This is a genomic window from Rhizobium sp. P1_B8, from assembly GCF_056406515.1.
Genome location: NZ_JBFTZZ010000004.1, coordinates 123531 through 150306, shown reverse-complemented (window position 1 = coordinate 150306; position 26776 = coordinate 123531). Strand labels below are relative to the sequence as shown.

Sequence of the window (26776 nt, the reverse complement as noted above, 5' to 3'; positions counted from 1 at the left end):
GATACAGTTCAGAGTGAAAGCGGCGGTTCGGCCGGTTTCAGAAAATGCTCGACCATTTCGGCCCCCACGGCCTCGACTGACGCCGGCGACCATTGCGGATTGCGATCCTTGTCGATGACGGCGGCGCGGATGCCCTCGAAAAAATCGGGATTATCAAGCATCTGCAGACAGGCGCCGAGTTCGCGGCCGAGACATTCGGCAAGCGAGGCGCTGCGGCGGCCGGCCCTGAGCAGCCGCAAAGCGAGCTTGAGGCTGGTCGGTGAACGCGTCAGCATCACCCGGCGCGTCTCGGCGGCAAATTCGCCTTCCTCCCCGGCAAGGGCTGCCAGGATTTCCTCGACGTTGTCGAAACGGAATGCGCGATCGATCATTGCTGCGTTCTGCCGCAGCCGGCTTTCTTCCTGAGGCTCCGAAAGCGCCTGCAGCACGGCATCGACGTCGCTGGATGAACTGCCGCGCGGCAGGCCCGAGAGAGCATCGATCACCTCACCCAGCCGAGGCGACGCGATCTGGAGGTCGGCAAGCCCAGCGTGGATCGCGTCGGCAGCGCCGATATCGAGCCCTGTCAGGCCGAGCCATGTTCCGGCTTCGCCCGGCGCGCGCGGCAGCAGCCAGGTGGCGCCGACATCCGGGACATAGCCGATGCCGGTTTCGGGCATGGCAAGGCGCGTGCGCTCGGTGACGATGCGGTGGCGGCCGTGCGAAGACAGGCCGACGCCGCCGCCCATGGTGATGCCGTCCATCAGCGCGACATAGGGTTTGGGGTAGGAGGCAATCATATGGTTGAGGCGGAATTCCTCGCGCCAGAAGCTTGCAGCCAGGCCATCGCCGGCGCGAGCACTCTCATGCAGGACGCGGATATCGCCGCCGGCACAGAAGCCGCGTTCGCCCTCTCCCGTCGCCACGACGCTCGCCACCTCGGGATCCCCGGCAAAAGCGTGAAGCGCCCCAGTGATCGCCCGGATCATCGGCAGCGTCAGGCTGTTCAACGCCCGCGGCCGGTTGAGCCGGATCACCCCCGCGGTCTCCCGCCGTTCAATGATGACTTCGCCGTCTTGCATGGTTCACCTCATCCTGTTGAACCATGAATAGACGACGATGTAGCTTCGCTCCAGTCGATTTGCGGCGGATCGAGATCGATCATTCAGGCAGACAGCGAATTGCGGGCGGAGGCTGCGGCCTCGCACCGGGCGGCGTAATCGATGGCAAGTTCCAGCGGCAGCGGCCGCGAGAAATGATAGCCCTGCGCCAGACGAACGCCCATCGCCTTCAATCCCTCGGCGATCTCTTCGCTTTCGACGCCTTCGGCGACGGAGGCAATGCCGAGATTCTGGCAGAGATTGGCGACCGAGCGGGTAATGTTCATGCAACGGGCGTCACGATCGAAATTCATCACGAAGGACTTGTCGATCTTCAGCTTGTCGAAGCCGAGACGATGAATATGGCTGAGGCTCGAATAGCCGGTGCCGAAATCGTCAAGGGCAATCGAGATGCCGGCGGCGCGCAGCATAGTGATTACCTGGTCGGCGGTGTCGAAATCGGAGAGCAGTGCCGTCTCGGTGATCTCGAATTCGATGCGCCTTGGATCGATGCCGGAGCGGGTGATCATGGCAAGCAGCGCCATCGAGGTCTCGTGGTCGCAGATATCGCGCGCCGAGAGATTGAAAGACAGCCTGAGATGCCGAGGAATGATCGCCAGCGCTTCGAGCGCCTTGGCGAAGAGGATGCGGGTCATGCGGCCGATGACCGCCGTGCGCTCGGCGGCGGGAATGAAGGCTTCGGGACTGATCCGGCCGAAGCGGGCGCTGTCCCAGCGGGCGAGCGCCTCGTAAGCGACGACGCGGCCACTCCTCAATTCGACGATCGGCTGATAGTCAAGTTTCAATTCCTGGGCGAAGTCGTTCGCCTGCAGTTCGAGTTCGATCAGGTGGCGCTGTGTCAGGATCTTCTCGTGCTCGGCCGAGAAGAATTCGACACCGCTGCTGCGCTTGCTCTTGACCTGATAGAGGGCGAAGTCTGCTTTCTCGTAGAGATCCTCGGCCGTGTACTCGCCGATATCGGGATAGACGATGCCGCAGGAACCGAAGACACGGACCGAGCCGTCGGGGATTTCGTAGGGATCGCGGACGGCAGCACAGAGCGCCTGACCAAGATCGGCGATCGCCTGGCGTGTCATCGAGCAGGGGAAAATGATACCGAACTCATCACCGCCGAGACGAGAGACGATGCCCTCTTCGCCGACCAGCGTGACGAAGCGGCGCGCCGTCTCCTTGAGCACGAGATCGCCGGCGGCATGGCCGAAGACGTCGTTGACAGGCTTGAAGCCATCGAGATCGAGAATGCCGAGGACGGGCGGCGTCGACGGATCCTTCTGCAGCCGTTTTTCCAGCGAGAGAAAGAAGCTGCGACGATTGGCAAGGCCGGTCAGCTGGTCATGCAGGGCGTTGCGGCTGTTGACGAGGTTCAGCTCCTCGGCTTCCGCCTGCTTCTGCTTCAGCTCCTCGGTCAATTGCACGAGGCCGACGAAATTCTGGAAATAGCTGTTGATCACCCGGAGAAAGGGCAGGATCAGGAAGAGGCCGCTGACGGCAGTCGCGACGAAAACGGGATTGCCGGAGAACATGAAGGTCGCAACCATGGCCGAGAAGGTGATCACAGTGGTCAGCGCCGCCGCTATCGGCAGATGCATCAGGCAAAAGATGCAGGAAATGCCTGTCACGACAAGGAAATAGGCGATCTGACCCTGCTGGGAAGCGTCGCCATATTGGTAAAGCGCGATCGCCCAGCTGCCGAAAGCGACGGCCAGGATGGCGGCGCCTGATATAGTGATCTTCATCAGCCTGTAGGCCCGCTCGGCGGTCACGTCTTCCTTGCCCCTGATCTCCCACCAGCAGAGACGGAAGACGCAGACGACGCTCAAGGTGACGGGAATGTAGAGCGAGAGCCAGAGGGGCGCGGATTTGAGGTGGGTGATCGCCACCGCAAGGGCGTTGATGATCAGCAGGACATAGAGAATGGGGATCTGCGACGACAGGGCCTGGAACTGCGCCAGCAGAAGCGTCGGATTGTCTTTTTGCAGCTGCAATGAGGCCAGAAAGTTCTTCATCTTCTCTTTTCCGTTGGCCAGAGCCAGCCAGAGAAAGCTTGATTTTTCCTTATTCACGTAACGGCATTGGGCCCCCGCATGCGCGGGGATCGTAAACAGGCTCCAGCATCAGAACGAAGCGGCGGCGAGTGCCCGGTGGATGCTGTGCAGGTCGTCGACGCTCTTGTTCGACAGGAACAGTTCCCAATCGAGCGAGCTCTGGACGATGGTTTCCAGCGAATCGTATCTGGGCTTCCACTCGAGCACTTGCCGAGCGAGCGAAGCGTCTGCGACGACGCTTGCCGAATCGCCGGCGCGCCGCGGCGCCATATGGATCTTGAAGGAATGCCCGTGCAGGCGGGTGACCATGTTCAACACGTCGAGCACGGAATAGCCGCTGCCATAACCGCAATTGGCAACGAGCGAGCCCTTGCTTCTGCGCAGGTGCTGCAGCGCTTTCAGATGTGCATCCGTGAGATCGCTGACGTGGATGTAGTCGCGCACGCCGGTGCCGTCATGGGTGGGATAGTCGATGCCGTAGACATTGACGCTGTCGCGCCTGCCGAGTGCTGCCTCGCAGGCGACCTTGATGAGGTGCGTGGCGCCTGAGGTCGACTGGCCGGCACGGTGGTGCGGGTCGGCGCCGGCGACGTTGAAGTAGCGAAGCGCGACATAGTTGAAATCATAGGCGGCGGCGGCATCGCGCAGCATGAACTCGGTCATCAGCTTCGACTGGCCGTAAGGATTTTCCGGATTGAGGGGGGCGGTCTCCTTCACCGGCAGGTCGGTCTTTTGCTGGCCGTAGACGGCCGCCGTCGAGGAGAAGACGAAGTTGCGGATACCGGCCTTGACCGAAGCACTCAGAAGCGCACGGGTCTTGCCGGAATTGTTGTCGTAATAGGAGAGGGGATCGGCGACGGAGACCGGAACGACGGCGGAGCCGGCGAAATGGATGATCGCCTCGATGTCGTTTTCAATGAAGACCTTTTTCAGTATGTCGGGATCGGCAATGTCGCCGAGATAAAAACGCGCCGCCGGCGCCACGGCCCAGCGAAAGCCCGTGGAGAGGCGATCGAGCACGACCACATCCTCGCCCGCATCGAGCAACGCCCACACCATGTGACTGCCGATATATCCGGCCCCGCCCGTCACCAAAACCGCCATGTCCCGCATCCCTGCTTTCGTTTTTATAAGCAGGGGCATCAGGCGCCGGTTTTTCTTTCCAATTTTCTTATCGAATGGCCTTTCAAGGGGCTTTGAACGGGTATGTTTGGAGTTGTGGTTAGAGGCCGATTTCGGGCTTTGCTAGAGTTTTATCGATCCGGCGATTCCGGCACAAATTCGATCCGGCCACCCGCCACGATACCTGTTGCGGCCAGTGCTTCTCAGAGCTTGAGGATATAGTCGCAGAGACGCTCGGCTGCGGTCGCTACCTGCGTGGGGTCACGCAGGAAACAGGCGCGCAGGAAGAGTTCGCCGCCTCGGCCGAAGGCCGTTCCGGGTGCCAGCCCGACGCCTGTCTTGTCGACGATGTCGAGCGCTGCCCTTCGGCTGTCGGCGACGCCGTCGATCTTCAGGAAGGCGTAGATTGCGCCGTCCGGCTTCAGCGTCTCGACCCGATTGGTGGCGATCAGCGCATCGCAAAGAATATCGCGGGAGCGGGCCGCCTTGGCGATATTGGCAGCGACGAAATCGTCGCCTTGATCAAGGGCTGCAACGGCGCCCTTTTGCATGAACTGCGCCACGCCCGATGTCGAATATTGGATGAGGTTTTCGAGCACCTGTCCCATCTCAGGGGGTGCCACGATCCAGCCGACGCGCCAGCCGGTCATCGACCAGTTCTTCGAGAAGGAATTGACGAAGATGATCTTGTCATCAGGTTCCATCACATCGAGGAAAGAGGGTGCGCGGCCGCCGGCAAAATAGTAGCGGGCGTAGATTTCATCCGCCATGATCCAGAGGTCGTGCCTGCGGGCAAGCGCCAGGATATCGACAAGGTCCTGTTTCGTGGCGGTCCAACCCGTCGGGTTCGACGGCGTATTGATGAAGATGCCCTTGGTCTTCGGAGTGATCGCGGTTTCGATGCGGTCAAGGTCGACCACCCATTTACCGCCTTCGAACTGCAGCTCAACACCGACGGAGCGCGCACCAGATATTTCGAGAGCGGCGGCGATATTCGGCCAGGAAGGCGAGAGGTAAACCAGTTCGTCACCCGGCGAGGTCAGCGCCTGCACGGCGATCTGGATCGCCTGCATGCCGGAACCGGTGACGTAGAAATGCTCGATCGGAAGCCGGATTCCGAAATGTCTGGTGTAATAATCCGAAAGCGCCTGGCGAAGCTCCGGAATGCCGCGCTGCCAGGTGTAGAAGGTCTCGCCGGCGGCCAGCGCGTCCATCGCCGCCCTGCTGATGAAATCGGGCGTCGGCAGATCGCCTTCACCCACCCAGAGCGGCAGCAGACCTTCGCGGCCACGGGCATAATTGACGACTTCGACGATCCCGCTTTCGGGCGCCGCTACGGCGCGCGGGCTGAGGCTGCTCACGATCGACATGCATATCTCCGGTTTCCGCCTTCATAGCGGATTTGGGCCGGCAAATCCCATGACATCCAGTGATAGCATATCTATTTTCGTGATGATTGAGCCCGGCCGGAGCGGACGGGCTCCAGCCCGGATCAAGCCGTCGGGCGCGTGGCGAGAAGATCGCGGATTTCCGTCAGCAGCTGAACGTCTGCCGGCGGCGCTGGCAGCTCTTCCGGTGCCACCTTTTCCTGGCGCTCGACCTGGGCACGCAGGGTGTTTACGCCCTTGACCATCAGGAAGATGATCCATGCGAGAATGAGGAAGTTGATGAGCACGGTCAGGAAACTGCCATAGGCAAACACCGCTCCCTGCTCGCGGGCGGCGGCGAGCGACTGTGCGTTGACGGCCGACGACAGTGGGAGGAAGTAATTCGAAAAATCGAAACCGCCGAAAATGGCGCCGACGATCGGCATAATGAGGTCATCCACCAAAGATTTGACGATGCCACCGAAGGCGCCGCCGATGATGACGCCGACTGCAAGATCCATGACATTGCCGCGGGCGATAAAGGCCTTAAACTCATTGAGCATCGGATCCGTCTCCCTTTGATACAATTGTTTTTACTAGCTACATCTTCATTGCAATTAATCAATCGGCAATCGCAATTATTTGGGGATACCCCGTGCGGTCTTTGACTTAAGGCCTAGACCGGCGGGAATTCTCAAAGTGCTTGAAATAACTTAAGCTGACCCACGTTGCGGGAGGTCCCGGCGGGTTTTCCGCCGGCGGAGGGTCAATGCTTCCAGGCTGGGTCATATTCGCGTCTGCCTTCGGCTATCTGCTCCTGCTTTTCGCCGTGGCGAGCTATGGCGACCGCAAGAACCGCAGCCCGAGCACGCTCGACCGCGGCCCCGGCACGCTGGAAGGCGGATGGCCGGTGGTCTATGCGCTGAGCCTTGCGATCTACTGCACCTCCTGGACCTATTTCGGCAGCGTCGGGCTTGCGGCGCAGCGCGGCCTGGAATTTGCCGGCATCTATATCGGCCCCATCCTGGTCTTCACGCTCGGCATGCCGCTGCTTCGCCGCATCATCGAGCTCGCCAAGGCGGAGAAGCTCACCTCGGTCGCCGATTTCGTCGCCGCCCGCTACGGCAAGAACCCGACGGTTGCCACGATCGTCGCCCTGATCTCGCTGATCGGCGCCATTCCTTATATCGCGCTGCAGCTCAAGGCGATCTCGAGCACGGTCAGCGCCATGGTCAATCCGTCCGATTACGGCATCGGCAGCGGCAATCTCTATTTCCTCGACCTGCCGCTCGTCGCAACGCTGGTGCTTGCCTGCTTCGCCATCATGTTCGGCACGCGGCATACGGATGCAACGGAGCATCAAGATGGGCTGATCCTCGCCGTCTCGATGGAATCCGTCGTCAAGCTCGTCGCCTTCCTGACGGCGGGCGTCTGCGTCATCTGGTTTCTCTTCGATGGCCCGACTGATCTCTGGCGCAAGACCGTCGACAATGAGCTGGTCATGTCGGCGCTCAGCTACCATACGCCGATCAGCCGCTGGATCACCCTGATCATCTTGTCGGCTTTCGCGATCATCCTGCTGCCGCGGCAATTCCACGTGACGGTTGTCGAAAACCGAACCCCGAAACAGCTGAAACTCGCAGGCTTCCTGTTTCCCACCTATCTCATATCAATCAATCTCTTCGTGCTGCCGGTAGCGATCGGCGGGCTCTTGACCTTCGGCGGCACCGGCAATGCCGATTTCTACATGCTGTCGCTGCCGCTTGCCGGCCAGATGCCCGTCATTTCGCTGATCATCTTCATCGGCGGTTTCTCCGCCGCAACGGCGATGGTCATCGTCGATTCTGTTGCATTGTCGATCATGGTGTCGAACGACATCATCATGCCGATCTTCCTCAGGCGCAAACTGGCCGGCCGCGCCAGCCAGCGCGACGATTTTGCCAAGACGCTGCTCAATATCCGCCGCAGCGCCATTTTCGCCGTGCTGCTGTTCGGCTACGCCTATTACCGTTCGACCGACAGCACCGCAGGCCTTGCCTCGATCGGCCTTCTTTCCTTTGCCGCGATCGCGCAAATCGCCCCAGCGCTGTTCGGCGGGCTGATCTGGCGACGGGCAAACGCGCGCGGCGCGATCCTCGGACTGACCTCCGGCTTCGTCATCTGGGTCTACCTGCTGTTCCTGCCCTCGCTCGGCGGGCCCGATTATTCCTATGTGGCGAGCGCCGTGCTCGGCTTCATCTTTCCCGGGACCTCGCTATTCACCGCAGCCGACGCCGATCCGCTGGTCAATGCGACGGCGATGAGCCTGCTCGTCAACACCGCCTTCTTCGTCGTCGGCTCGCTCACCCGCAACGCCAAGCCGCTGGAACGCATTCAGGCCGGCATCTTCGTCAAGCGGCATTCGCGCTCGCAATTTGCCACACGCGGCTGGAAGACCCGCATCAGCGTCGGCGATCTCAAGGCGGCGATCTCACGCTATCTCGGCGAAGAACGCATGCAGCGCTCGTTCACGACTTACGAACAAGGCTCCGGCCGCAAGCTGGAGGACGAGCAGCCGGCCGACATGGCGCTCATCCATTTCAGCGAACAGCTGCTCGGCAGCGCCATCGGCTCGTCCTCGGCCCGGCTGGTGCTGTCGTTGATCCTGCAGAAGATCGAGGATGCCTCTTCCGACACGGCCTGGCTGCTCGATCAGGCGAGCGAGGCGCTGCAATATAACCAGGACATGCTGCAGACGGCACTATCGCAGATGGACCAGGGCATTGCCGTCTTCGACAGTTCCAACCGGCTGACGATCTGGAACCGGCGCTTCCGGCAATTGCTGGATCTGCCGGAAAGTGCGGGCCAGGTCGGTTTTCCCTTGTCCGATATCGTCACCACGCTCAGCCAGCGCGGCGACATCGCGCCCGGCGATCTCAGCCAGACGGTGCGGCATTTCCTGACGCTCGACAAACCCTTTTCACTGGTGCTCGGCGGCGGCGAGCGGATCATCGAGGTGCGCTCCAATGCGATGCCGGACAAGGGCATCGTCGCCACCTTCACCGATATCACCCAGCGCGTCAGCGCCGACCAGGCACTGAAACAGGCGAATGAGACGCTGGAACAGCGCGTCGCCGAACGCACGGCCGAGCTTACCCGGGTCAACCGCGAACTCGGCGAGGCGCGCGCCGCCGCTGACGAGGCGAATATCGGCAAGACACGCTTTTTCGCCGCCGCCGGCCACGATATCCTGCAGCCGCTCAATGCCGCCAGGCTGTATTCCTCGGCACTGGTCGAACGCATGGCGCAATCCGAGAACAGTCCGATCGTGCGCAACATCGATTCCGCGCTGGAATCGGTCGAGACCATTCTCGGCGCGGTGCTCGATATCTCCAGGCTCGATACCGGCGCCATGCGGCCGCGGCTCGCCTCCGTCGCGCTCTCCGACCTGCTGGAGCGTATCCAGACCGATTTCGCGCCGATCGCCCGCGAAAAGCAGCTGAAGCTGGTGGTGATGCCGACGTCGCTCAGGGTCCGCTCCGATCCCAATCTTCTGCGCCGGCTGGTGCAGAACCTGGTTTCCAACGCCATCAAATACACGATCAACGGCAAGGTGCTGGTCGGGGCGCGGCGGCGCGGCAACCAGGTGATCATCCAGGTCATCGATTCAGGCATCGGCATTCCGCCGTCGAAATTCCGCACGGTGTTCAAGGAATTCGCGCGGCTGGACGAAGGCGCGAAGACTGCTTCCGGCCTCGGGCTCGGCCTGTCGATCGTCGACCGCATCGCCCGAGTGCTCAACCATCCGGTCGAGCTGCAGTCGACGCATGGCAAGGGCACGGAATTTCGTATCGCCATGCCGCTCGACGTCTCGCGCCCGGCCGCGGCCACGGCGGCAATCACGCCTGCCGACCGTCCGGGGCAGCCGCTGAGCGGGTTGAAGATCCTCTGCATCGACAATGAGCCGAAGATCCTCGAAGGCATGCGGCTGTTGATCAGCGGCTGGGGCTGCGAGGTGGAGGCGCTGGATTGCCTCGCCGACGTCACCGCCGTCGATGGCCAGGAGGGAGCGCCTGATATCGTCATCGCCGATTATCATCTCGGCGACGGCACCGGCGTTGCCGCCATCCTGCACCTGCGCCGGCAGTTCGGCGCCGATATCCCCGCTTTGCTGATCACGGCCGACCGCACGCCGGAGGTGCGCAGCGAGGCCGAGCGATACGGCATCGCCGTTCAGCACAAGCCGGTGCGGCCGGCGGCGCTGCGCGCCTATATCACCCAGATTTCCGGCCTCAAGCGCGCAGCTGCGGAGTAAGAGGCAGCCTACAGCGGCGCGCCCATGACGCACGAGACGAGATTGCGCACGCGCGCTGCATCCGGCACATCGCCGAACAGGATGCGGTACATGATCGGCGCCACGACCTGATCCATGACGCGCTCGACATCCGGAAAGGCCTCGCCGCGGGCCTTCGCCCTCTCGGCGATGAGACCGACCTGCTGGCGGGTAAATTCAGCGCATTTACAGGCATTTGCGCTCGCTTGCGCCGCCAGTACGTCGCGGATCATCTCGCGGCCCGGGCCGGAGGACATTTCCTCGGCATATTGCTCGGCCCAAGCTTCCAGATCGGCCTTGCCGCTGCCGGCATCGATCGGCTGCATATCCGGCCGCMGCCGATCGACGGCGACATCGGCGAGAAGCTGTTGCAGGTCGCCCCAGCGGCGATAGATGGTCGACGGCGTCACCCCCGCCTTGCCGGCGATCAGCGGGATCGTCACCTCGGCGCGGCTCATCTCGGCCAGCAGCTCACGGACTGCTTTGTGCACCGATGCCTGAACCCGGGCGCTTCTGCCGCCCGGACGGAGGTTCTCTTTGACTGTCATGCCTGCAACCCGACTTTCGCCCTTTGACACCGTTGGTTCAAAATCTTTGATAGAACTATTAACGCAAATAATTTGCTTTTATGAGGCGCCAGTTCTACATAAGCTAACGCAACGGCTTAGCTTTAAGGGGCTTATATATGTTCGCCGCAGCCAAATCCACCGAGAATTCGCCACGCCCCTCGATCGGCTTTCATGCGCTGACGCTCGCGACCTTCTTCGGCGCCTCCGCGGCGCCGACGCCGCTCTACCGGATCTATCAGGAAAACTTTTCCGTCTCGCCGGTGCTGATCACGGTGATCTTTGCGGTCTACGCCTTCGCGCTGCTGGCGGCGCTGCTGACCGCCGGTTCGATCTCGGATCATCTCGGCCGCAAGCCGGTGATCTTTTTCGCCCTCGTGCTCGAAATCGTCGCCATGGCGCTCTTCGTTGTCGCCAGCGGTCCCGGCTGGCTGATCGCAGCACGGATCGTGCAGGGGCTGGCAACGGGAATCGCTGGCGCCTCGCTCGGAGCAGCGCTCGTCGATGTCGACCGGGCAAAGGGACAGATCGTCAACTCGATCGCGCCGCTTTCCGGCATGGCGGTGGGTGCGGCCGGCACCAGCGCCTTGATCCAATACGGCCCCTTCCCGATGCATCTGATCTATGCGCTGCTGCTCGTCGCCTTCACGCTGCAGGCGGCCGCCATCTGGCTGATAGGCGAGACCGGCGGCACGCGGCCGGGCGCGCTCGGCTCGCTGATACCGCGGGTCACCGTTCCGCCGCAGGTGAAGCGGCCGCTGTCGCTGGTGACGCCGATCAACATCGCCAACTGGACGCTTGCCGGTTTCTATCTCTCGCTGGTCCCGTCCTTGGTCGCCACCACGACCGGCAGCCGGGCGCCGCTGACCGGCGGGGCCGTCGTCACCGCACTAATGGTGAGCGGGGCGATCGCCGTCTATCTGAGGCGCAGCAAGACGGCATCGGCCAATCTGGCTTTCGGCGTATCGGCCAAGACGCTCGGCATCCTGACGGTCGTTGCCGGCGTACATCTCGCTAATGTGCCGTTGCTGCTGATCGGCACGATTTTTACCGGCGCCGGTTTCGGCACCAATTTCCTCGGTTCGATCGGCACGATCATGCCGCTCGCCAAACCGGATGAGCGGGCCGGGCTGCTGTCGGCCTTCTACGTCCAGAGCTACCTCGCCTTCAGCCTGCCGGCGATCCTGGCCGGGTTCCTGGCAAAATCGGCCGGCTACGCGCTGACGACCGATATCTATGCGACGGCGATCCTGCTGTTGATGGGCGTCGGGATGATGAGCATTCGCGCCGACCGGCGCAGGGTGGCGGAGAGCGCTGCCTGAGGACGCAGTTCACGGCTTCAGATCAAGCAGCGCCCGGCCGCTGCCATCCATGGCGAAGGGCACCGAGGCGTGCTGGTGGGCAACCAGCCAGCGGCCGTCCTGCTTGACGAGACCGAGGGTCTGGCGGAACCAGAGATCGACTTCGGTGCCGTCGGTCTTGGTCCCGGTCATGCGCATGAGGCCGCTCCAGAAAGCGACATCCTCTCCGGCCGTCAGTCTAGCATCGCGCACCTCGCCGCCGATCGGGCCTTCCCACGTATCGAACCAGGCTTGCAGACCCGCCTCGTCCTGGCCGTAATAGACGAGCGGCGGCGCCAGCGAAAATTCGACGGAATCCTCGGCCTCATAGGAAAGCGCGTCGCTGGCGTTCTTCTCACCCAGCGCCTTGGCCCGCATCATCAGCATGGCGATGATCGCCTCTTCCTCGATCCTGGCATTCGCTTCATCTTTCACGGTCGTTCTCCTTCTCCGTTATGGACAGAGGACGAACGGGAGGAGGACGATCCGACAGGGATGCATTTCCGTTTGCGCAATTCCAGCAAAACTGCTGCGCAGCTTTGCTGGAATTGCTTCAAAGATAACTCGTCACCGCCGGTTCGTTCCACCAGGCATCGTGCCTGCCGTCGGAGTAACGGACAGGCAGTGCTGCCAGTTCCTCCGGGCTGATATCGTCAAGGCAGGCGATGTTGATCGAGACATAGGCGCCACCGATCGCTTCGACATAACCGTCGCCATAGGCCGGCACACCGCAGGTGCGGCAGAAGCGGTGATGACCGCTCCTGGTGTTGAACTGATAGTCGGACGTTTCCGCCCGGTCGCACATCAGCCGGAAATCCTCCGGCTTGACGTTGGCGCCCCAATAGCGCCGTTTGGCGCAGATCGAGCAATTGCAGCGGCCGGTGCCCTCGTCGAGGTCCATGTCGACCTCGTAGTGCACTTTGCCGCAATGGCAGCTTCCTCTGTAAGTTTTCTTCACGGCGCTCTCCTCCTTCGGCGTTGTCTTCAGTCTCCGGATATGACAATATGTTGTCATTATGGATGAGATACAAAATCGACAACATGTTGTCAAACAAAATCGACCGGAGCGGACCATGGAGGGGGATGCCTTTTCCGCTTTCGCGATCACCGCCCTTCGCCTCGCCGGCCATCTGACGGCGGCGGGCGACCAGCTGGCAAAGCCGGCAGGACAGACGAGCGCGCGCTGGCAGGTGCTGGCGGCGGCACGACGCGGCGGCATGTCGGTGGCGCAGATCGCCCGCGCGCTCGGCGTCGCCCGCCAGGGCGTGCAGCGGCTTACCGATGTGCTGGAGGGTGAAGGGCTGATCGCCTATGCCGACAACCCGCAGCACCAGCGCGCCAAGCTGGTGCGGCTGACGGAAGAAGGGGCGGCGCGGCTCGGCGTCATCGAGATCGCGCAAGCCGGATGGGCCGACGGGCTGGGCGGCGCCTTCGCGTCAGCCGAACTCGATGCGGCGCGGGCGGTGATGGCCCGAGTCATGGAGATGCTGGAGGCGGATGAGGCGTCCCGCGGCTGAATAACTCACCACGGCATGTCTTGGGAAACCGAGCGGATAAGGCACGGCATCCGCCTGCCAGACACAAAAAAAGGCCGGGTTAACCCGACCTTCCCTGCTATCTCAACGTACCGTGCCAGTACATCCGTGGTCACGATCCGGAGATGATATTCAAGCCTTGAAGGCTCAGGCCGCCTGGAGGCGGTCTGCCGACATCTTGCCGGACTTGTTGTCGCGGACGAGCTCGTAAGACAGCTTCTGGCCATCCTTGAGATCGCGCATGCCAGCGCGTTCAACGGCGGAGATGTGGACGAAAACGTCGGCTGCGCCGTCATCCGGCTGAATGAAGCCGAAGCCCTTGGTTGCGTTGAACCACTTTACGGTACCTGTGCTCATGACGATATCCTTTTCGAATCGTTCATAGAAGAATGCAGCTCGGACAAATGCCGAGCGGCGATGAAAACCGATTTTGGAGGAAGTTCGCCAGGAACGACGCGAGGCCGTTTCAAAGTTCATCTAGCAAGATCGATGCGCGGATATGTAATCGGAAATTGTGTCCGTGACAAGGCCGCACCAAGGGAAATCGGTGACGTTTCAGACACCGCGGACAGGTCTTTCCCTGCCGCGTAGCGCGGAAAGCCGGGGGCGAGTTTTTTTGCAGAAACTGAAATACCGTCTATTCGGCCTGCGCCAACCTGGTGATCGCCTTGCCGAGGCGGGCGACCCGCACTTCCGGGCTCGTTGCCTTCAGGAGTGGCAGGACGATTGCATATTGGCCGGTCTTGTCGAGCCGAGCAAAGGCAGCGCCAGCGGCAGCGTTCTCAGCGAGCGCCGCCGCCAGATCGTCCGGTAGGCCGGCATCGCGTTGTGGAGCGTAGGCGACAGCCCAGCGTCCGTCGGCTTTGGCGGCAGTGACTTCGGCAAGGCCCGCGGGCCGCATGCGCCCGGTTTCTGCGAGTGCTGTGACCCGATCGACATTGAGCTTGGACCACGGACTTTTGGCGCGCCGGGGCGAATAACGCTGCAGGTAGGAGTTCGCGTCAAACCCCTTGCGCTGGCTGTCAATCCAGCCGTAACAGAGCGCCGCATCCAGCGCCTCATCGATGCTGATGAGAGTTCGTTTCGGATTTTTCTTACTGATCTTCAGCCAGGCGCCGGTCGATGCTGCGTGATGCGCGCAAAGCCAGGATTCCCACTCCAATGGATCGGCGAAGGCGAGGATGTCGGTGGATGGTTGCATGGGCTGTCCTGTCCGGGTGACAGCGAGGCGTGTGTTGCTTGCGGTTACGGATTGCCATCACCCCCTGCCCCATTCAACATTTGAAACCCGGCAAGAGCGGCACAGCTTAAAAGGCGGCCTAAGCCGCCTTCCCCACCTTCGCATAGGGGTCGAACCGACCGTAAAACGTCTCTCCCTTGGCGGCCATGTCCTTCAGCAGTGGCGTCGGCTTGAAGTGATTTCCGTAAGTACTTGCTAACTTTTTAGCCAGTTCTACGAAAGCCTTCGCACCCATCCCGTCGATATAGCTCAGCGCTCCGCCGGTATAGGGCGCAAAGCCAAAGCCCAGGATCGAACCGACATCCGCTTCGCGCGGATCGGTGACGATGCCTTCCTCCACGGTGCGGGCGGCTTCCAGCGCAATGGTCACGAGGAAGCGTTGCTTTAGGACGTTGACGTCAACCTCATCCGCCTGCTTCTGCGGGTAGAAGGTCTTGAGGTCGGGCCAGAGGGACTTCTTCGCCGGTTTCGGTGGATAGTCGTAGAAGCCCTTGGAATTCTTGCGGCCGAAGCGACCTTCCTTTTCCACCATGCGGGAGATGAGCTCCATATGCCTGGGGTCGATGGCTTTTTCGCCGAGATCGGAGACCGTCGCTTTGAGGATTTTCAGCGAGAGGTCGATGGCGACCTCGTCGTTGAGCGCCAGGGGGCCAACCGGCATGCCGGCCATCTTGGCGGCATTCTCTATCATGACAGGCGGCACGCCCTCGATCAACATGTCGTAGCTTTCCGACATGTAGCGCAGCACGCAGCGATTGACGAAGAAGCCGCGGGTGTCGTTGACGACGATCGGCGTCTTCTTGATGGCTGCGACATAATCAAGAGCGACGGCCAGCGCTCTGTCGCCGGTGTCGCTTCCCAAGATGACCTCAGTCAGCATCATCTTCTCGACAGGCGAGAAGAAGTGGATGCCGATGAAATCGGCCGGGCGTTTCGAATTCTTGGCGAGACCCGATATCGGCAGAGTCGAGGTATTGGAGGCAAAGATCGCGCCATCGGGCAGCACGGCTTCGACCGCCTCGATGACCGATTTCTTCACCTCCCGGTCCTCGAACACCGCCTCGATGACGAGATCGGCGTTGGCGAGGTCGGCATAGTCGGCCGACGGCGTGATGCGGGAGAGCAGTGCGGCTGCTTCATCCTGCGTAAGACGCCCCTTACCGACTGAATCCTTGACCAGACCTTCCGAGACGGTCTTGCCCTTGGTCGCCGCTTCGATGTCGCGGTCGATCAACGTCACGGAAATGCCGGCGGCGGCGGTGACATAAGCGATCGAGGCACCCATGAAGCCGGCGCCGACGACGCCGGTATGTTTCAGCTCGGTCTTCGCGTGACCGGCCGGGCGGCGGGCGCCCTTGCCGAGCTCCTGCATGGAGATGAACAGCGAACGGATCATCGAGAAGGCTTCACGGGTCTGCAGCACCTCGGTGAAATAACGCTGCTCGATCTTCAGACCGGTGTCGAACGGCACCTGCAGGCCTTCGTAGACGCATTTCAGGATGGCAAGCGCTGCCGGATAATTGCCCGATGTTTCCCTGCGCAGGATCGCAGGGGCTGCCGGCCAGAGCTGGGCGGAGGCCGGCGTCCAGATGCCGCCGCCAGGCGCCTTGAAGCCCTTCTCGTCCCAGGGGGCGACCGGCTTCAGGCCATCCTTGATCATCTGCTTGGCGGCCGGGATCAGTTGATCCGGCTCGACCACCTGGTGCACGAGGTTCATCGCCTTGGCGCGGGAGCCGGTCAGCGACTGACCCGTCGTCATCATCTGCAGCGCATCCTGGGCGTTCGCCAACCGCGGCACACGCTGCGTGCCGCCGGCGCCGGGGAAGATGCCGACCTTCACCTCGGGCAGTGCAATCTTGACGCTCTTGGCATTGGAGGCGACGCGGCCGTGGCAGGCAAGCGACAGTTCGAAAGCGCCGCCCATGCAGGTGCCGTTGATGGCGGACACCCAGGGCTTGCCCGATGTTTCGAGCTTGCGGAACAGGCCGCTCATGCGGCCGACCAGACCGAAGAGGTTCTGCACCGCCGTTTGCGGGCTCTTTTCCTTCTCATCCTGATAGGAGCTGAACATCGACTTGATCATCGACAGATCAGCGCCGCCGGAGAAGGAGGATTTGCCCGAGGTGACGACGACACCCTTGACGGCGGCATCGGCGGTCGTGGCGTCGATAATGGCGTCGAGTTCGGCCATCACCTCGGCGGTGAAGACGTTCATCGATTTGCCGGGCATGTCCCAGGTGACGAGAGCGATGCCGTCGGCGTCGGTTTCGAGCGTGAAATTGGTGTAGGTCATTGGGTTTCCTCCCCGATCAGGCCGGCAAATGGCTGCGCTGCGCGTCTAAGGTCTTCGTCTTTTCGGTGACGACATCGCCGGTGTGCTTGGTCTGCGACGGCTCGAAAAGCACGATCCAGCATTCCTCAGGCGCAACCGGATTATGCTCGACACCTCTCGGCACGACATGGAAATCACCGGCGCTCAGATGCACATGCGGGCGGTCGCGATATTCGATGGTAAGCGACCCCTTCCAGATGAGGAAAAGCTCGTCTTCGTCGCGGTGCGAATGCCAGGTCAGCTGGCCCTGGACCTTGGCGAGCTTGACGCTCTGGCCGTTGAGATCGGCGATGACGCGGGGCGACCAGTGCTCGGTGATCTCCGCATATTCGGTTTCGATCGTGCCGGTGTTGAAGCCCATCGTCAGACCCTTTCGATAACCGTTGCCGTGCCCATGCCGGCGCCGATGCAGAGCGTCACCAGCGCGGTGTTGAGGTCGCGGCGCTCAAGTTCGTCCAGCACCGTGCCGAGGATCATCGCGCCGGTGGCGCCGAGCGGATGGCCCATGGCGATGGCGCCGCCATTGACGTTGATCCTGTTGTGATCGATGTCGAAGGCCTGCATGTAGCGCAGCACCACGGCAGCGAAAGCCTCGTTGAGTTCGAAGAGGTCGATGTCGGCAAGGCTCATGCCTGATCGTTTCAACAGTTTCTCGGTGACGTCGACAGGCCCGGTCAGCATCAGGGCCGGATCGGAGCCGATATTGGCGAAAGCCTTGATGCGGGCGCGCGGCTTGATCCCCATGCTCTCACCGCCGGCTTTGGAGCCGAGCAGGACGACGCTGGCGCCATCGACGATGCCGGAGGAATTGCCGGCATGGTGGACATAGTTGATGCGTTCGATCTCCGGATGGGCCTGGATGCCGACGGCCTCGAAGCCGCCCATCTCGCCGGGCATCTGGAAGGACGCATTGAGGGAGGCGAGCGCCTGCATATCCGTGCCGGGGCGCATGTGTTCGTCCTTTGCCAGGATCGTCAGGCCGTTCTGATCCTTGACCGAGATGACCGACTTGTCGAACCAGCCCTTTTCCCAGGCATGGGCGGCACGCTTCTGGCTTTCGACCGCGTAAGCGTCGACATCGGTTCTGCTGAAGCCGTATTTGGTGGCGATCAGATCGGCCGAGACGCCCTGCGGCATGAAATAGGCCGGGAAATTCACGGAAGGATCCATGAACCAGGCGCCGCCGGACATGCCGAGGCCGACGCGGGACATGCTTTCCACACCGCCCGCGATGACGATGTCGTCGGCCCCTTGCGCGATCTTGCCGGCACTGAAATTGACGGCATCGAGGCCGGAGGCGCAGAAGCGGGAGATCTGCATGCCGGGCGCCCTGGTGGAGTAACCGGCTTCGAAGGCGGCGGCCTTGGGGATGACGGCACCGGCATCCATGACCGGATCGACGCAGCCCATGATGATGTCGTCGACCGTGTCCGTATTCAGCCCGTTGCGGTCGCGGATTGCCTCCAGCGTCTTTGCCGCGAGGCGGACGGAGGGCACCTCATGCAGGGCGCCGTCCTTCTTGCCGCGGCCGCGCGGCGTGCGCACGTGGTCGTAAATGAAAACCTCGGTCATTGTCTCATCTCCCTGACGGCGCGGCGGCGCCGGTGAATTTCGTTCTTCCCTGAGGGGTCTCCGGCAAAGCCGGAGCCAGAAGAAAGACGCGCCTGCGGCGCGCCCCCTCATCCGGCCCTTTGGGCCACCTTCTCCCCGCTGGGGAGAAGAGGGACACAATCAAAACGCTTCGGCGGCCAGTTCCATCATCGTGTCGGAGCCGGCTTCGATGCGGGCCTTGCGAAGCGCGGTTTCCGGCATCAGGCGTTCCATGAAGAAGCGGGCGGTGATCAGCTTGTTCTTCAAGTAATCCTCGCGGGCGGCATCGCCTGATGCAAGGCCATCTTCGGCGGCTTTCGCCATCTTCGCCCACATATAGCCGAGAATGACGAGGCCGAAGAGGTGCATGTAGTCGGTCGAGCCGGCGCCGGCATTGTCGGGTTTGGCCATGGCGTTCTGCATGAACCACATGGTCGCGCCCTGGACGTCGTTCAAGCCCTTCTTCAGATGCTTGGTGAAGAAGGAGAGCTTTTCGTTGTTGCGGTTCTCCTCGCAGAAATCGCCGATCTCTTTGAACAGGGCCATGGCGGCGCGGCCGCCGTTCAGGGCCAGCTTGCGGCCGACGAGATCGAGCGCCTGAATGCCGTTGGCGCCTTCATAGATCATAGCGATGCGGGCATCGCGCACATACTGGCTCATGCCGTGTTCTTCGATATAGCCGTGGCCGCCGAAGACCTGTTGGGCCATGACGGCATGATCGAAGCCCTTGTCGGTCATCACGCCCTTGAGGATCGGGGTGACGAGGCCGAGAATATCGTCGGCCGTCTGGCGCTCCTTCTCGTCGGTGGCGCGGTGGGCGATATCAGATTTGAGCGCGGTCCAGAGCAGGAAGGCGCGGCCGGCCTCGTTGAAGGCGCGGATGGTCATCAGCGTGCGGCGAATATCCGGATGGACGATGATCGGATCGGCCTTCTTGTCCGGCGCCTTGGGGCCGGACAGCGAGCGGCCCTGGATGCGATCACGGGCGTAGCTGGCGGCGTTCTGATAGGCGATCTCGGAAATGGCGATGCCCTGCAGGCCAACCATCAGGCGAGCCTCGTTCATCATCACAAACATGGCGTTGAGGCCACGGTTTTCGGCGCCGATCAGGAAACCCTTTGCCTCGTCGTAATTCATGACGCAGGTGGCGTTGGCGTGGATGCCCATCTTGTGCTCGATCGCGCCGCAAGAGACAGCGTTGCGGGCGCCCGGCGCGCCATCGTCGCCGACGAGGAATTTCGGAACGATGAAGAGCGAGATGCCCTTGGTGCCCTCAGGCGCACCCTCGATGCGGGCGAGCACCAGATGGATGACATTGTCGGTCAGGTCATGCTCGCCGGCGGAGATGAAGATCTTCTGGCCTGATATTTTGTAGCTGCCGTCAGCCTGCGGCACTGCCTTGGTGCGCAGCATGCCGAGATCGGTGCCGCAATGCGGCTCGGTGAGGTTCATGGTGCCGGACCACGTGCCATCCACCATCCTCGGCAGATAGGTGGCCTTCTGCTCGTCGGAGCCGTGGACGAGCAGCGCGGCGATCGCGCCCTGGGTCAGGCCGGGATACATCATCAGCGACATGTTGGCGGCCGAGGTATATTCGCCGACGGCGGTATGCAGCGTGTAGGGAAGCCCCTGCCCGCCGAATTCCTCCGGCACCGCAAGACCGATCCAGCCGCCGTCGCGATAGGCCTTGTAAGCCTCCTTGAAGCCCTTTGGCGTCGAGACGCTGGCATCATCGTGGCGCGTGCAGCCTTCCTGATCGCCGGAATAGTTCAGCGGAAAGAGAACTTCCTCGGCAACCCGTCCGGCCTCGCCGAGGATCGCTTCGATCATATCGGGGGTCGCGTCGGCAAAACCGGGCAGATTGTTGTAGCGTTCGAGGCCTAGCACGTCGTTCAGGACGAAGAGCGTATCGTTCACCGGGGCCTTGTAGACTGGCATCTCTCGAATTCCTCCCATTCGGCTGACCGGCTCGCGCCGGCCTTGGGCACTGTCTTACAAAATATTGACGTTTGCGTAAACGTCAAATTCTGCAGTCGTGAAGTCTTTTCTTGAAAAAATTCGAGAGCACGAATCCGCGGGCATGCGGCGCTGGGAGGAGACGCCATCTCATCTTCCTTGTCCACCGCGGAAAGGAGTCAAAGCGGTAGCGTTTGTAACCGCGCGAACGGAGGGCCGGCGAGAACAAACCGTTGCAGCGCAGTAGGTCAGTAGTGCTGTCTTAACCATCGCGATAAGTTGGTTGCGATGGTTCAGTGGCCGGCTGCTATACCGGAATGTATGAAATAGCGCGTTCGGGAAATCATTTGAAACAGATAATTGGTGCCACAATAGGATTGCTGATCACTTGTTCAGCGGCATTTGCGGAGGAACCGGCGCTCCATCCCAAATTGTCGAAAGAGCAGTTTCTGACCTTTGCAGCCGGGGCGGCCGTTGCGGTTATGTATTGTGGGAAGCTCGAACTAAATGCCGATTTCGTCGCCGGGTATCAGTACGGAACCGGTATCTATCCGCCACTCGATCCCTATTTCCGATCAGAAATGTCCCGGCTTGAGAAAGAAGCCCAAAACGACGCGAAGAGCTACTGTTCGGCGACACGACGGATGTTTTACAAGGGCAACAAACCAAAGCCGTTGGCAGCTCCTCTTTTGATCGACAAGCCGTGATAGCGCCTCTGCGCGAGGGACTGTGACGCCTTCAACGACTCGGCAGGAGAGACAGGTCTTTCCTTGATCCCTCGCACGCGCATCAGTTCCTATTCAATCGATTCGGCGCAATCGCACTGAAATTTCAATCGGGCTGTAGCGCCAGCCGCTCAGGCTTCCTACGTCTTTCGGACGATCCATCGAGGAAGATATCATGACCGACTTTCCCTATGAGAGCGCACTCATCGTCGGCCCCGGCTCCGGCATCAGCGCATCGCTTGCCCGGCAATTGTCGGCGCAGGGCGTCAAGGTCGGGCTCGCCGCCCGCAATATCGAGAAACTTCAAGGGCTCATCGAGGAGACCGGCGCCAACGCCTTTACAGCAGACGTCTCGCAGCCGGCGAGCGTCGCAGCACTCTTCGAAGAGGCCGCTACCGCAATCGGCGGACCTGACGTGGTGATCTTCAATGCCAGCGCTCGTCAGCGCGGACCGCTCACAGAACTCGATCCCGCCGAGGTGGAAAAGGCGATTGCGACCACCGCTTTCGGCGGTTTCCTGGTGGTGCAGCAGGCAGCGCGGCGAATGATCCCGCGCGGCCGCGGCGCCATCTTCATCACCGGCGCGTCGGCAAGCGTGAAGGGCTTTGCGCAATCGGCCCCCTTCGCCATGGGCAAGTTCGCGCTGCGCGGCCTTGCCCAGAGTGCCGCCCGCGAACTCGGGCCGATGGGTATCCATGTTGCACATTTCGTCATCGACGGCGCCGTGCGCTCGCAGATCCGGCCGGACCGGGTGGAGAAGCCGGATGGCACGCTGCTGCCGGAGGCGATCGCCCAGACCTATATCGACGTGCTCCGCCAGCACCGCAGTGCGTGGTCGCTGGAGGTGGAAGTCCGGCCCTGGACGGAGAGCTTCTGAGCACCTGCTAACGGCGAACAAGGCAACTTTCGCGGCGGTTTCAAACAGGCTAGACTTTGCCGTCAACGCTGGCTGGGAGGATACCAATGCCGCGCCTCGACCATGTCACCATCGAGACCCGCGATGCGCCTGGGATGATCGGCTTCCTGGAAGCCGTGCTCGGCGTCAGGGAAGGCTATCGGCCGCCCTTTCCCTCGCCCGGCCATTGGCTCTATCTGGACGACCGCCCGGTCATCCATCTCAGCCTGACTTCGCGCGCCACCGATTTTCCACCCGGCATCTTCAACCATGTCGCCTTCAGCCTTTACGAATTCGGGCCGGCGCTGGAGCGCATCAAGGCGGGCGGCTATCGTTATGAATATTACGATATTCCCGACACCGATCTCGGCCAGGTCTTCGTCTACGGGCCCGAAGGCGTGAAGATCGAGCTGCAATATCCCCGGCCCGCCTGAGCGCGCCGTCGCCATTCGATGTGACGCGTTCGGGGGCAATTGCCGGCAAAAACGGCGTTTGAAACACAAACGTTAAAAAATTCCCATCGACATTAACGGCTTGTTTACCACGTTTCGTGAAAGGTGCGGATTGAGCAGTAGCGATCCGCATTCCTTTCCCCAGTCTCGCGTTCCTAAGAGATGCCGCTACATCGTTCAGCTTGAGGAAAGTCTAATTGACTATCGTCTTATGAATGATGCGCTCCGGTCCGCGTAAAGACGCGGGCAGCAGACGGAAAAGCCAAAGATCGAGCTCTGACGAGAGGTCGAGCAGTCGAAGCGAGCAAGAAGATGAACGGATCGCGATCAAATCCTTCCCGACAGTCCGACAGGACCTCGCTCGATGCGCTGAACCGCACGATCGAAGGGCTGGAGGCGCGCATCGAAGGGCTGATGGGCAGCGGGCGCGAACAGCGGGCGCGCACGGCAACGGCCGAGCGCGATCCTTATGCCGGCTCCCATGCTCCCCGGCCCGCAAAGGCCCCGCCAGAGCCGCGGCCGGATCCGCTCGCCGAAATCCGTCAACGCCAGCGCACGCTCGAAGCCAGCCGCGAACGGCCCTACGCACGCGAACAGGCCCCGCAGCTTCGTGAACCCACGCCCCGCGCCGCCGCTCCAGTGCCGGCGCCGGCCTTCCGGGCAGGCGACGACACGATGACGGAGATCGCCCAGGCGCTCGTCAACCTGCGCCAGGACCTGAAGCGCGACATTTCCGAGGGCGTCACCCGCGAGATGAACGCGCTGCGCGCCGAGCTGCGCGAAATCAAGATAAATGCCGGAGACGGCCGTTTCGCTGACGACATGCGCGCCGATATGGGCCGCCTTGCCCAGAGCATCACCCAGCTGACCGGCCGCTCCGCCGCGCCGGAGGCCACCGGCCTTCGCGAGGATTTCGAAGAGCTGCGCTCGCTGATGGACGGGCTGGCGCGCGAGGATTCGCTGCGCCACATGGAAAACCGCTGGGACGGTTTCGAAAACCGGCTTGCGGCGCTCGATACCGAAGGGCTGCAGGAAGAGCTCGTTTCGCTCGCCTATCGGCTCGACGACATCAAACGCCATATCGGCGGCATGGGCGAAAGCCCGGCCGTTCGGGCGCTGGAAGACAAGCTGATCTCGATCGCCACGGCGATGGAGCATTTCGGCAATATGATCCAGCCGCACGACCGGGTCATGTCCGAACAGTTCGCCGCCATGGATATGCGGCTCGACGAGATCAGCCGGGCGATCGCGGCAAGCGGGCGCACGGCCACCACCAATGATCCGGGCCTGATGCAGCGGTTGGAAAGCCGGCTTTCGGCGCTGGCCGATCAGATCGACCTGATGAGCCATGACGCAGCCAACCGCGTGAACCCTGCCGACGAGCTGGCGATGCGGCTGGAGGCTCTGACGGGACGCGTCGAGGAGCTGACCAAGGCGGAAGCGACGTCGCGGCTCGACGAACGGCTGGAACATCTCTCCTATCTGTTGGAGCGCACGCAGGAGACGGCGCCGCAGCCCGACCTCACCGGCCCGCTTTCCGATATTTCCCGCAAGATCGACGCGCTTGAGAACGGCGCCGTCAACGATGTGCTGGCGCAGCGGCTCGACCATCTCGCCCGGCGCATCGACGAGATGGCCCATCAGCAGCAGGCGCCGGCGCCGGCCGCGGTAGTCGACGATGGCGCTTTCCGTCGTCTCGAAGGACGGCTGAGCGACATCGCCGCCCGGCTGGAGGAAAGCACATCGGCAGCGCCGACCGATCCGCACGCACTGAAGAACCTCGAAGACCAGATCGCCAATCTTTCGGCACTGATGAGCGCGCCGCGCGAGAGCGCCGTAATACCCCCCGAACTCGACCAGCGCATGGGCGCGATCGAAGACTATATGGCGACGAGCGATGAATATATCATCGAGGCGGCACGCCAGGCGGCAGAGGCCGTGGTCGAAGCCTATTCGCGCCATGGCGGTCCGCAGGGTGTCATGCCCGCCGCCGACATGTCGGCGCTGACGGCGCTGGCCGAGGATCTTCGCCACCTCGAGGATATCAGCCGCGACAGCGAGGAACGCACCCACAAGACTTTCACGGCGCTGCACGAGACGCTGGTGCATATTGCCGATCGCCTCGACGGCATGGAAGATCGCGGCCGGCCGGTCGCCCAGATGCCGGTCGCCGACGTCGATTTCGATGTCGATCCCTATGCGCTGATGGTGGCCGAAGCCGAGATGGCCCGGACGCCGGCCGCTGCCCCGACGGCGAAGGCTTCTCCTGTTATTCGCACGGCCGAGGTCGCCGCCGAACCTGCGGCCCCGGCGCAAGCCACCGCCATGAGCGGAACGAGCGCGATCGCCATCGAAGCCGCGACCAGGGCGACGGAAGCTGCGACAGCGGCCCGGGCACAGGTCCCGGCGAAGGCCAGCCTGCTCGCCAGCCTCGGCAAGCGGCTGCTGCCCGGCAAGAAAGCCGAGAGCCGGGCGAGCGAACGTCCGATGATCGACCCCGCGCCGTCGATCGATCCCACCGACGTGGTGCCGACGGATGCGGCAAACGAATTGCTCGAGCCGGGCTCGGGCACACCTGACGTGAAGAAGATCCTTGAACGGGTTCGCGCCAGCCAGAGTGCGGCACGCGGCAAACCTGCCGGCGAAACCGATCGCGCCGATTACATCGCTGCTGCGCGCCGTGCGGCGCAGGCGGCCGCGATGGAGGTGGATGCCAATCCGAGGCAGCCAGCCGTCAAGGCCGAGAAGAAAGGCGCGACCGCCGACAAGGCCGGCAAGGCTTCTGACAAGACGGGTAAAACCAGCGCCTTTTCGCGCTACCGGCGGCCGATCCTGCTGGCGGTCGGCGCCGTGCTGCTCGCCATCATGGCCTTTCCACTTGCCCGAACGCTGACGAGCGGCGAGCGCGCGCCGCAGCCGCCAGCGGAAGTCTCGGCACTGACCGGTGCTGCGGAAAACCCGGCGGCGGCCTTGCCTGAAGCGACACCTGCACAGCCGGATGCCGCCGCTCTCGGAACGACCACTCCGGCAACGGAAGCTGTTCCGCCCGCCGCCGAACAGGCGCAGCCGGAAGCAACCCCACCGGCCGGTGGCGACCATCTGACCGATATGACGCCGCTTGACGGCGAAGGGGCAGCGACCCTTGCCCCTCCCGGTCCGTCCGGCGTAGCGCAGGAAACATCGGGCTTCGTTCCCGCACCCGCACCGCAGGCCGCCATCACCATTCCCGACACCGTCCAGCCGAAATCGCTTGCCGATGCGGCGAGTGGCGGCGATGCGCTGGCGCTGTTCGAAATCGGCGCGCGTTATTCCGACGGCCGCAACGGCATGACGGTCGATCAGAAACAGGCGGCGAACTGGTACCAGCTTGCGGCCGACAAGGGCTTTGCGCCTGCACAATACCGGCTCGGCAGCATGTACGAGAAAGGCAACGGCGTCGAACGCGACATCGCCAAGGCAAAGGGCTTCTACGAGCAGGCGGCCAACCAGGGCAATGCCAGCGCCATGCACAATCTCGCCGTCCTCTACGCCTCCGGCGCGCTGGGCCAGCAGGATTATGCAACGGCCGCTTCGTGGTTCACCAAGGCTGCGAACCTCGGCATCACCGACAGCCAGTTCAACCTTGCGATCCTCTGCGCTAGGGGCAACGGGGTCCCGGCGGACCTCGAAGAGTCCTACAAATGGTTTGCGATCGCCGCCAAGGCCGGCGACAAGGATGCGGCGCAGAAGCGCGACGAAGTGGCCAAAGCCATGAAGCCCGACCAGCTCGAACGGGCGCGCGCCAAGGCCGATCTCTGGAAGCCGGAGCCGGTCGACCACCGCACGAACGCCATCGACATCCCCGACGAATGGGCAGGCACCGGCGCGAAGACGGCGACCGTCGACATGAAGAAGGCAGTCCGTAACATCCAGGCGATCCTCAACAATAACGGCTTCGACGCCGGAGTGCCGGACGGCGAAATGGGCGCGAAGACCGTTACCGCGATCAAAAACTTCCAGAAGTCCGTCGGCCAGGAGCCGGACGGCAAGGTGACCGACGCGACCGTGAAGGCGCTGCTTGAACACAACAAGCAGGGCAGCAAGGCGATCTAAAAGGGCCTGGCGGCATTGCAGCGCCGCGCGTCTTTTCAGACGCGCAATTGACGCTGTAACCCGCTGAATTACTGCTTAATTTATCCTTCAATCGGAATCGATTGAAG

At 62.4% G+C, this 26776-nt stretch carries 21 protein-coding genes; 7 read left to right on the top strand and 14 right to left on the bottom strand.

What is annotated here, in order from left to right; genetic code table 11:
* Positions 1-8: 8 nt before the first annotated feature.
* From AC1D2N_RS07580 to mscL, 5 genes are all read right to left on the bottom strand, one after another.
* On the bottom strand, positions 9-1061 hold the full coding sequence (locus AC1D2N_RS07580) for an enoyl-CoA hydratase/isomerase family protein (RefSeq protein ID WP_477981038.1): 1053 nt from the start codon (positions 1059-1061) through the stop codon (positions 9-11).
* Between the two features lie 83 nt (positions 1062-1144).
* The gene (locus tag AC1D2N_RS07575; protein ID WP_047617029.1) at positions 1145-3106 is read right to left on the bottom strand and encodes a putative bifunctional diguanylate cyclase/phosphodiesterase; all 1962 of its coding nucleotides are present in this window, start codon (positions 3104-3106) and stop codon (positions 1145-1147) included.
* Between the two features lie 108 nt (positions 3107-3214).
* On the bottom strand, positions 3215-4249 hold the full coding sequence (gene galE / locus AC1D2N_RS07570) for a UDP-glucose 4-epimerase GalE (protein ID WP_130651696.1): 1035 nt from the start codon (positions 4247-4249) through the stop codon (positions 3215-3217).
* 221 nt (positions 4250-4470) lie between these two features.
* Complete coding sequence (locus AC1D2N_RS07565; protein WP_018447604.1) at positions 4471-5637, bottom strand: pyridoxal phosphate-dependent aminotransferase; 1167 nt, start codon at positions 5635-5637, stop codon at positions 4471-4473.
* Between the two features lie 122 nt (positions 5638-5759).
* Entirely contained in the window at positions 5760-6197 is a 438-nt protein-coding gene (gene mscL, locus AC1D2N_RS07560; RefSeq protein ID WP_012755977.1) for a large conductance mechanosensitive channel protein MscL, read from the bottom strand.
* A 206-nt stretch (positions 6198-6403) separates the two neighbouring features.
* Here mscL and AC1D2N_RS07555 point away from each other — a divergent pair, with 206 nt between their 5' ends.
* Entirely contained in the window at positions 6404-9928 is a 3525-nt protein-coding gene (locus tag AC1D2N_RS07555) for a hybrid sensor histidine kinase/response regulator (RefSeq protein ID WP_130651695.1), read from the top strand.
* Between the two features lie 8 nt (positions 9929-9936).
* On the opposite strand, the gene AC1D2N_RS07550 is transcribed toward AC1D2N_RS07555, so the two are convergent.
* On the bottom strand, positions 9937-10494 hold the full coding sequence (locus AC1D2N_RS07550) for a TetR/AcrR family transcriptional regulator (RefSeq protein ID WP_477981035.1): 558 nt from the start codon (positions 10492-10494) through the stop codon (positions 9937-9939).
* Positions 10495-10631: 137 nt separating this feature from the next.
* Here AC1D2N_RS07550 and AC1D2N_RS07545 point away from each other — a divergent pair, with 137 nt between their 5' ends.
* Positions 10632-11834: an MFS transporter gene (locus AC1D2N_RS07545; RefSeq protein WP_130651693.1), complete on the top strand. Its 1203-nt coding sequence runs from the start codon at positions 10632-10634 to the stop codon at positions 11832-11834.
* 9 nt (positions 11835-11843) lie between these two features.
* Here the strand turns inward: AC1D2N_RS07545 and AC1D2N_RS07540 are convergent, their stop codons facing one another.
* Both AC1D2N_RS07540 and AC1D2N_RS07535 read right to left on the bottom strand, forming a co-directional pair.
* Complete coding sequence (locus AC1D2N_RS07540) at positions 11844-12287, bottom strand: YybH family protein (RefSeq protein ID WP_130651692.1); 444 nt, start codon at positions 12285-12287, stop codon at positions 11844-11846.
* A gap of 118 nt (positions 12288-12405) precedes the next feature.
* Positions 12406-12810 (bottom strand): GFA family protein, encoded by a 405-nt coding sequence (locus tag AC1D2N_RS07535; RefSeq protein WP_130651691.1) that lies wholly within the window; start codon positions 12808-12810, stop codon positions 12406-12408.
* Between the two features lie 58 nt (positions 12811-12868).
* Between AC1D2N_RS07535 and AC1D2N_RS07530 the strand changes: the two genes are divergently transcribed.
* On the top strand, positions 12869-13369 hold the full coding sequence (locus AC1D2N_RS07530) for a MarR family winged helix-turn-helix transcriptional regulator (protein ID WP_130651690.1): 501 nt from the start codon (positions 12869-12871) through the stop codon (positions 13367-13369).
* 165 nt (positions 13370-13534) lie between these two features.
* Here AC1D2N_RS07530 and AC1D2N_RS07525 read toward each other — a convergent pair whose 3' ends face one another.
* From AC1D2N_RS07525 to AC1D2N_RS07500, 6 genes are all read right to left on the bottom strand, one after another.
* The gene (locus tag AC1D2N_RS07525; RefSeq protein ID WP_003545273.1) at positions 13535-13744 is read right to left on the bottom strand and encodes a cold-shock protein; all 210 of its coding nucleotides are present in this window, start codon (positions 13742-13744) and stop codon (positions 13535-13537) included.
* A gap of 280 nt (positions 13745-14024) precedes the next feature.
* Positions 14025-14588 carry a YdeI/OmpD-associated family protein gene (locus tag AC1D2N_RS07520; protein ID WP_130651689.1) on the bottom strand — a complete coding sequence of 188 codons (564 nt, stop codon included), beginning with the start codon at positions 14586-14588 and terminating at the stop codon, positions 14025-14027.
* A gap of 118 nt (positions 14589-14706) precedes the next feature.
* Positions 14707-16920: an FAD-dependent oxidoreductase gene (locus AC1D2N_RS07515; protein WP_477981031.1), complete on the bottom strand. Its 2214-nt coding sequence runs from the start codon at positions 16918-16920 to the stop codon at positions 14707-14709.
* A gap of 16 nt (positions 16921-16936) precedes the next feature.
* Complete coding sequence (locus AC1D2N_RS07510) at positions 16937-17320, bottom strand: cupin domain-containing protein (RefSeq protein WP_130651687.1); 384 nt, start codon at positions 17318-17320, stop codon at positions 16937-16939.
* A 2-nt stretch (positions 17321-17322) separates the two neighbouring features.
* A complete protein-coding gene (locus AC1D2N_RS07505; RefSeq protein WP_130651686.1) occupies positions 17323-18531 on the bottom strand; it encodes an acetyl-CoA C-acetyltransferase in 1209 nt (402 codons plus the stop codon).
* A gap of 159 nt (positions 18532-18690) precedes the next feature.
* Positions 18691-20487, bottom strand: a complete 1797-nt coding sequence (locus AC1D2N_RS07500; protein WP_130651685.1) for an acyl-CoA dehydrogenase C-terminal domain-containing protein — start codon at positions 20485-20487, stop codon at positions 18691-18693.
* Positions 20488-20852: 365 nt separating this feature from the next.
* On the opposite strand from AC1D2N_RS07500, the gene AC1D2N_RS07495 reads away from it, so the two are divergent.
* From AC1D2N_RS07495 to AC1D2N_RS07480, 4 genes are all read left to right on the top strand, one after another.
* Positions 20853-21212: a hypothetical protein gene (locus AC1D2N_RS07495; protein WP_112905904.1), complete on the top strand. Its 360-nt coding sequence runs from the start codon at positions 20853-20855 to the stop codon at positions 21210-21212.
* 193 nt (positions 21213-21405) lie between these two features.
* The gene (locus AC1D2N_RS07490; RefSeq protein ID WP_477981028.1) at positions 21406-22107 is read left to right on the top strand and encodes an SDR family NAD(P)-dependent oxidoreductase; all 702 of its coding nucleotides are present in this window, start codon (positions 21406-21408) and stop codon (positions 22105-22107) included.
* Between the two features lie 86 nt (positions 22108-22193).
* Entirely contained in the window at positions 22194-22559 is a 366-nt protein-coding gene (locus tag AC1D2N_RS07485; protein ID WP_018244679.1) for a VOC family protein, read from the top strand.
* A 330-nt stretch (positions 22560-22889) separates the two neighbouring features.
* Entirely contained in the window at positions 22890-26669 is a 3780-nt protein-coding gene (locus tag AC1D2N_RS07480; protein ID WP_130651683.1) for a peptidoglycan-binding protein, read from the top strand.
* The last annotated feature ends 107 nt before the right edge of the window (positions 26670-26776 follow it).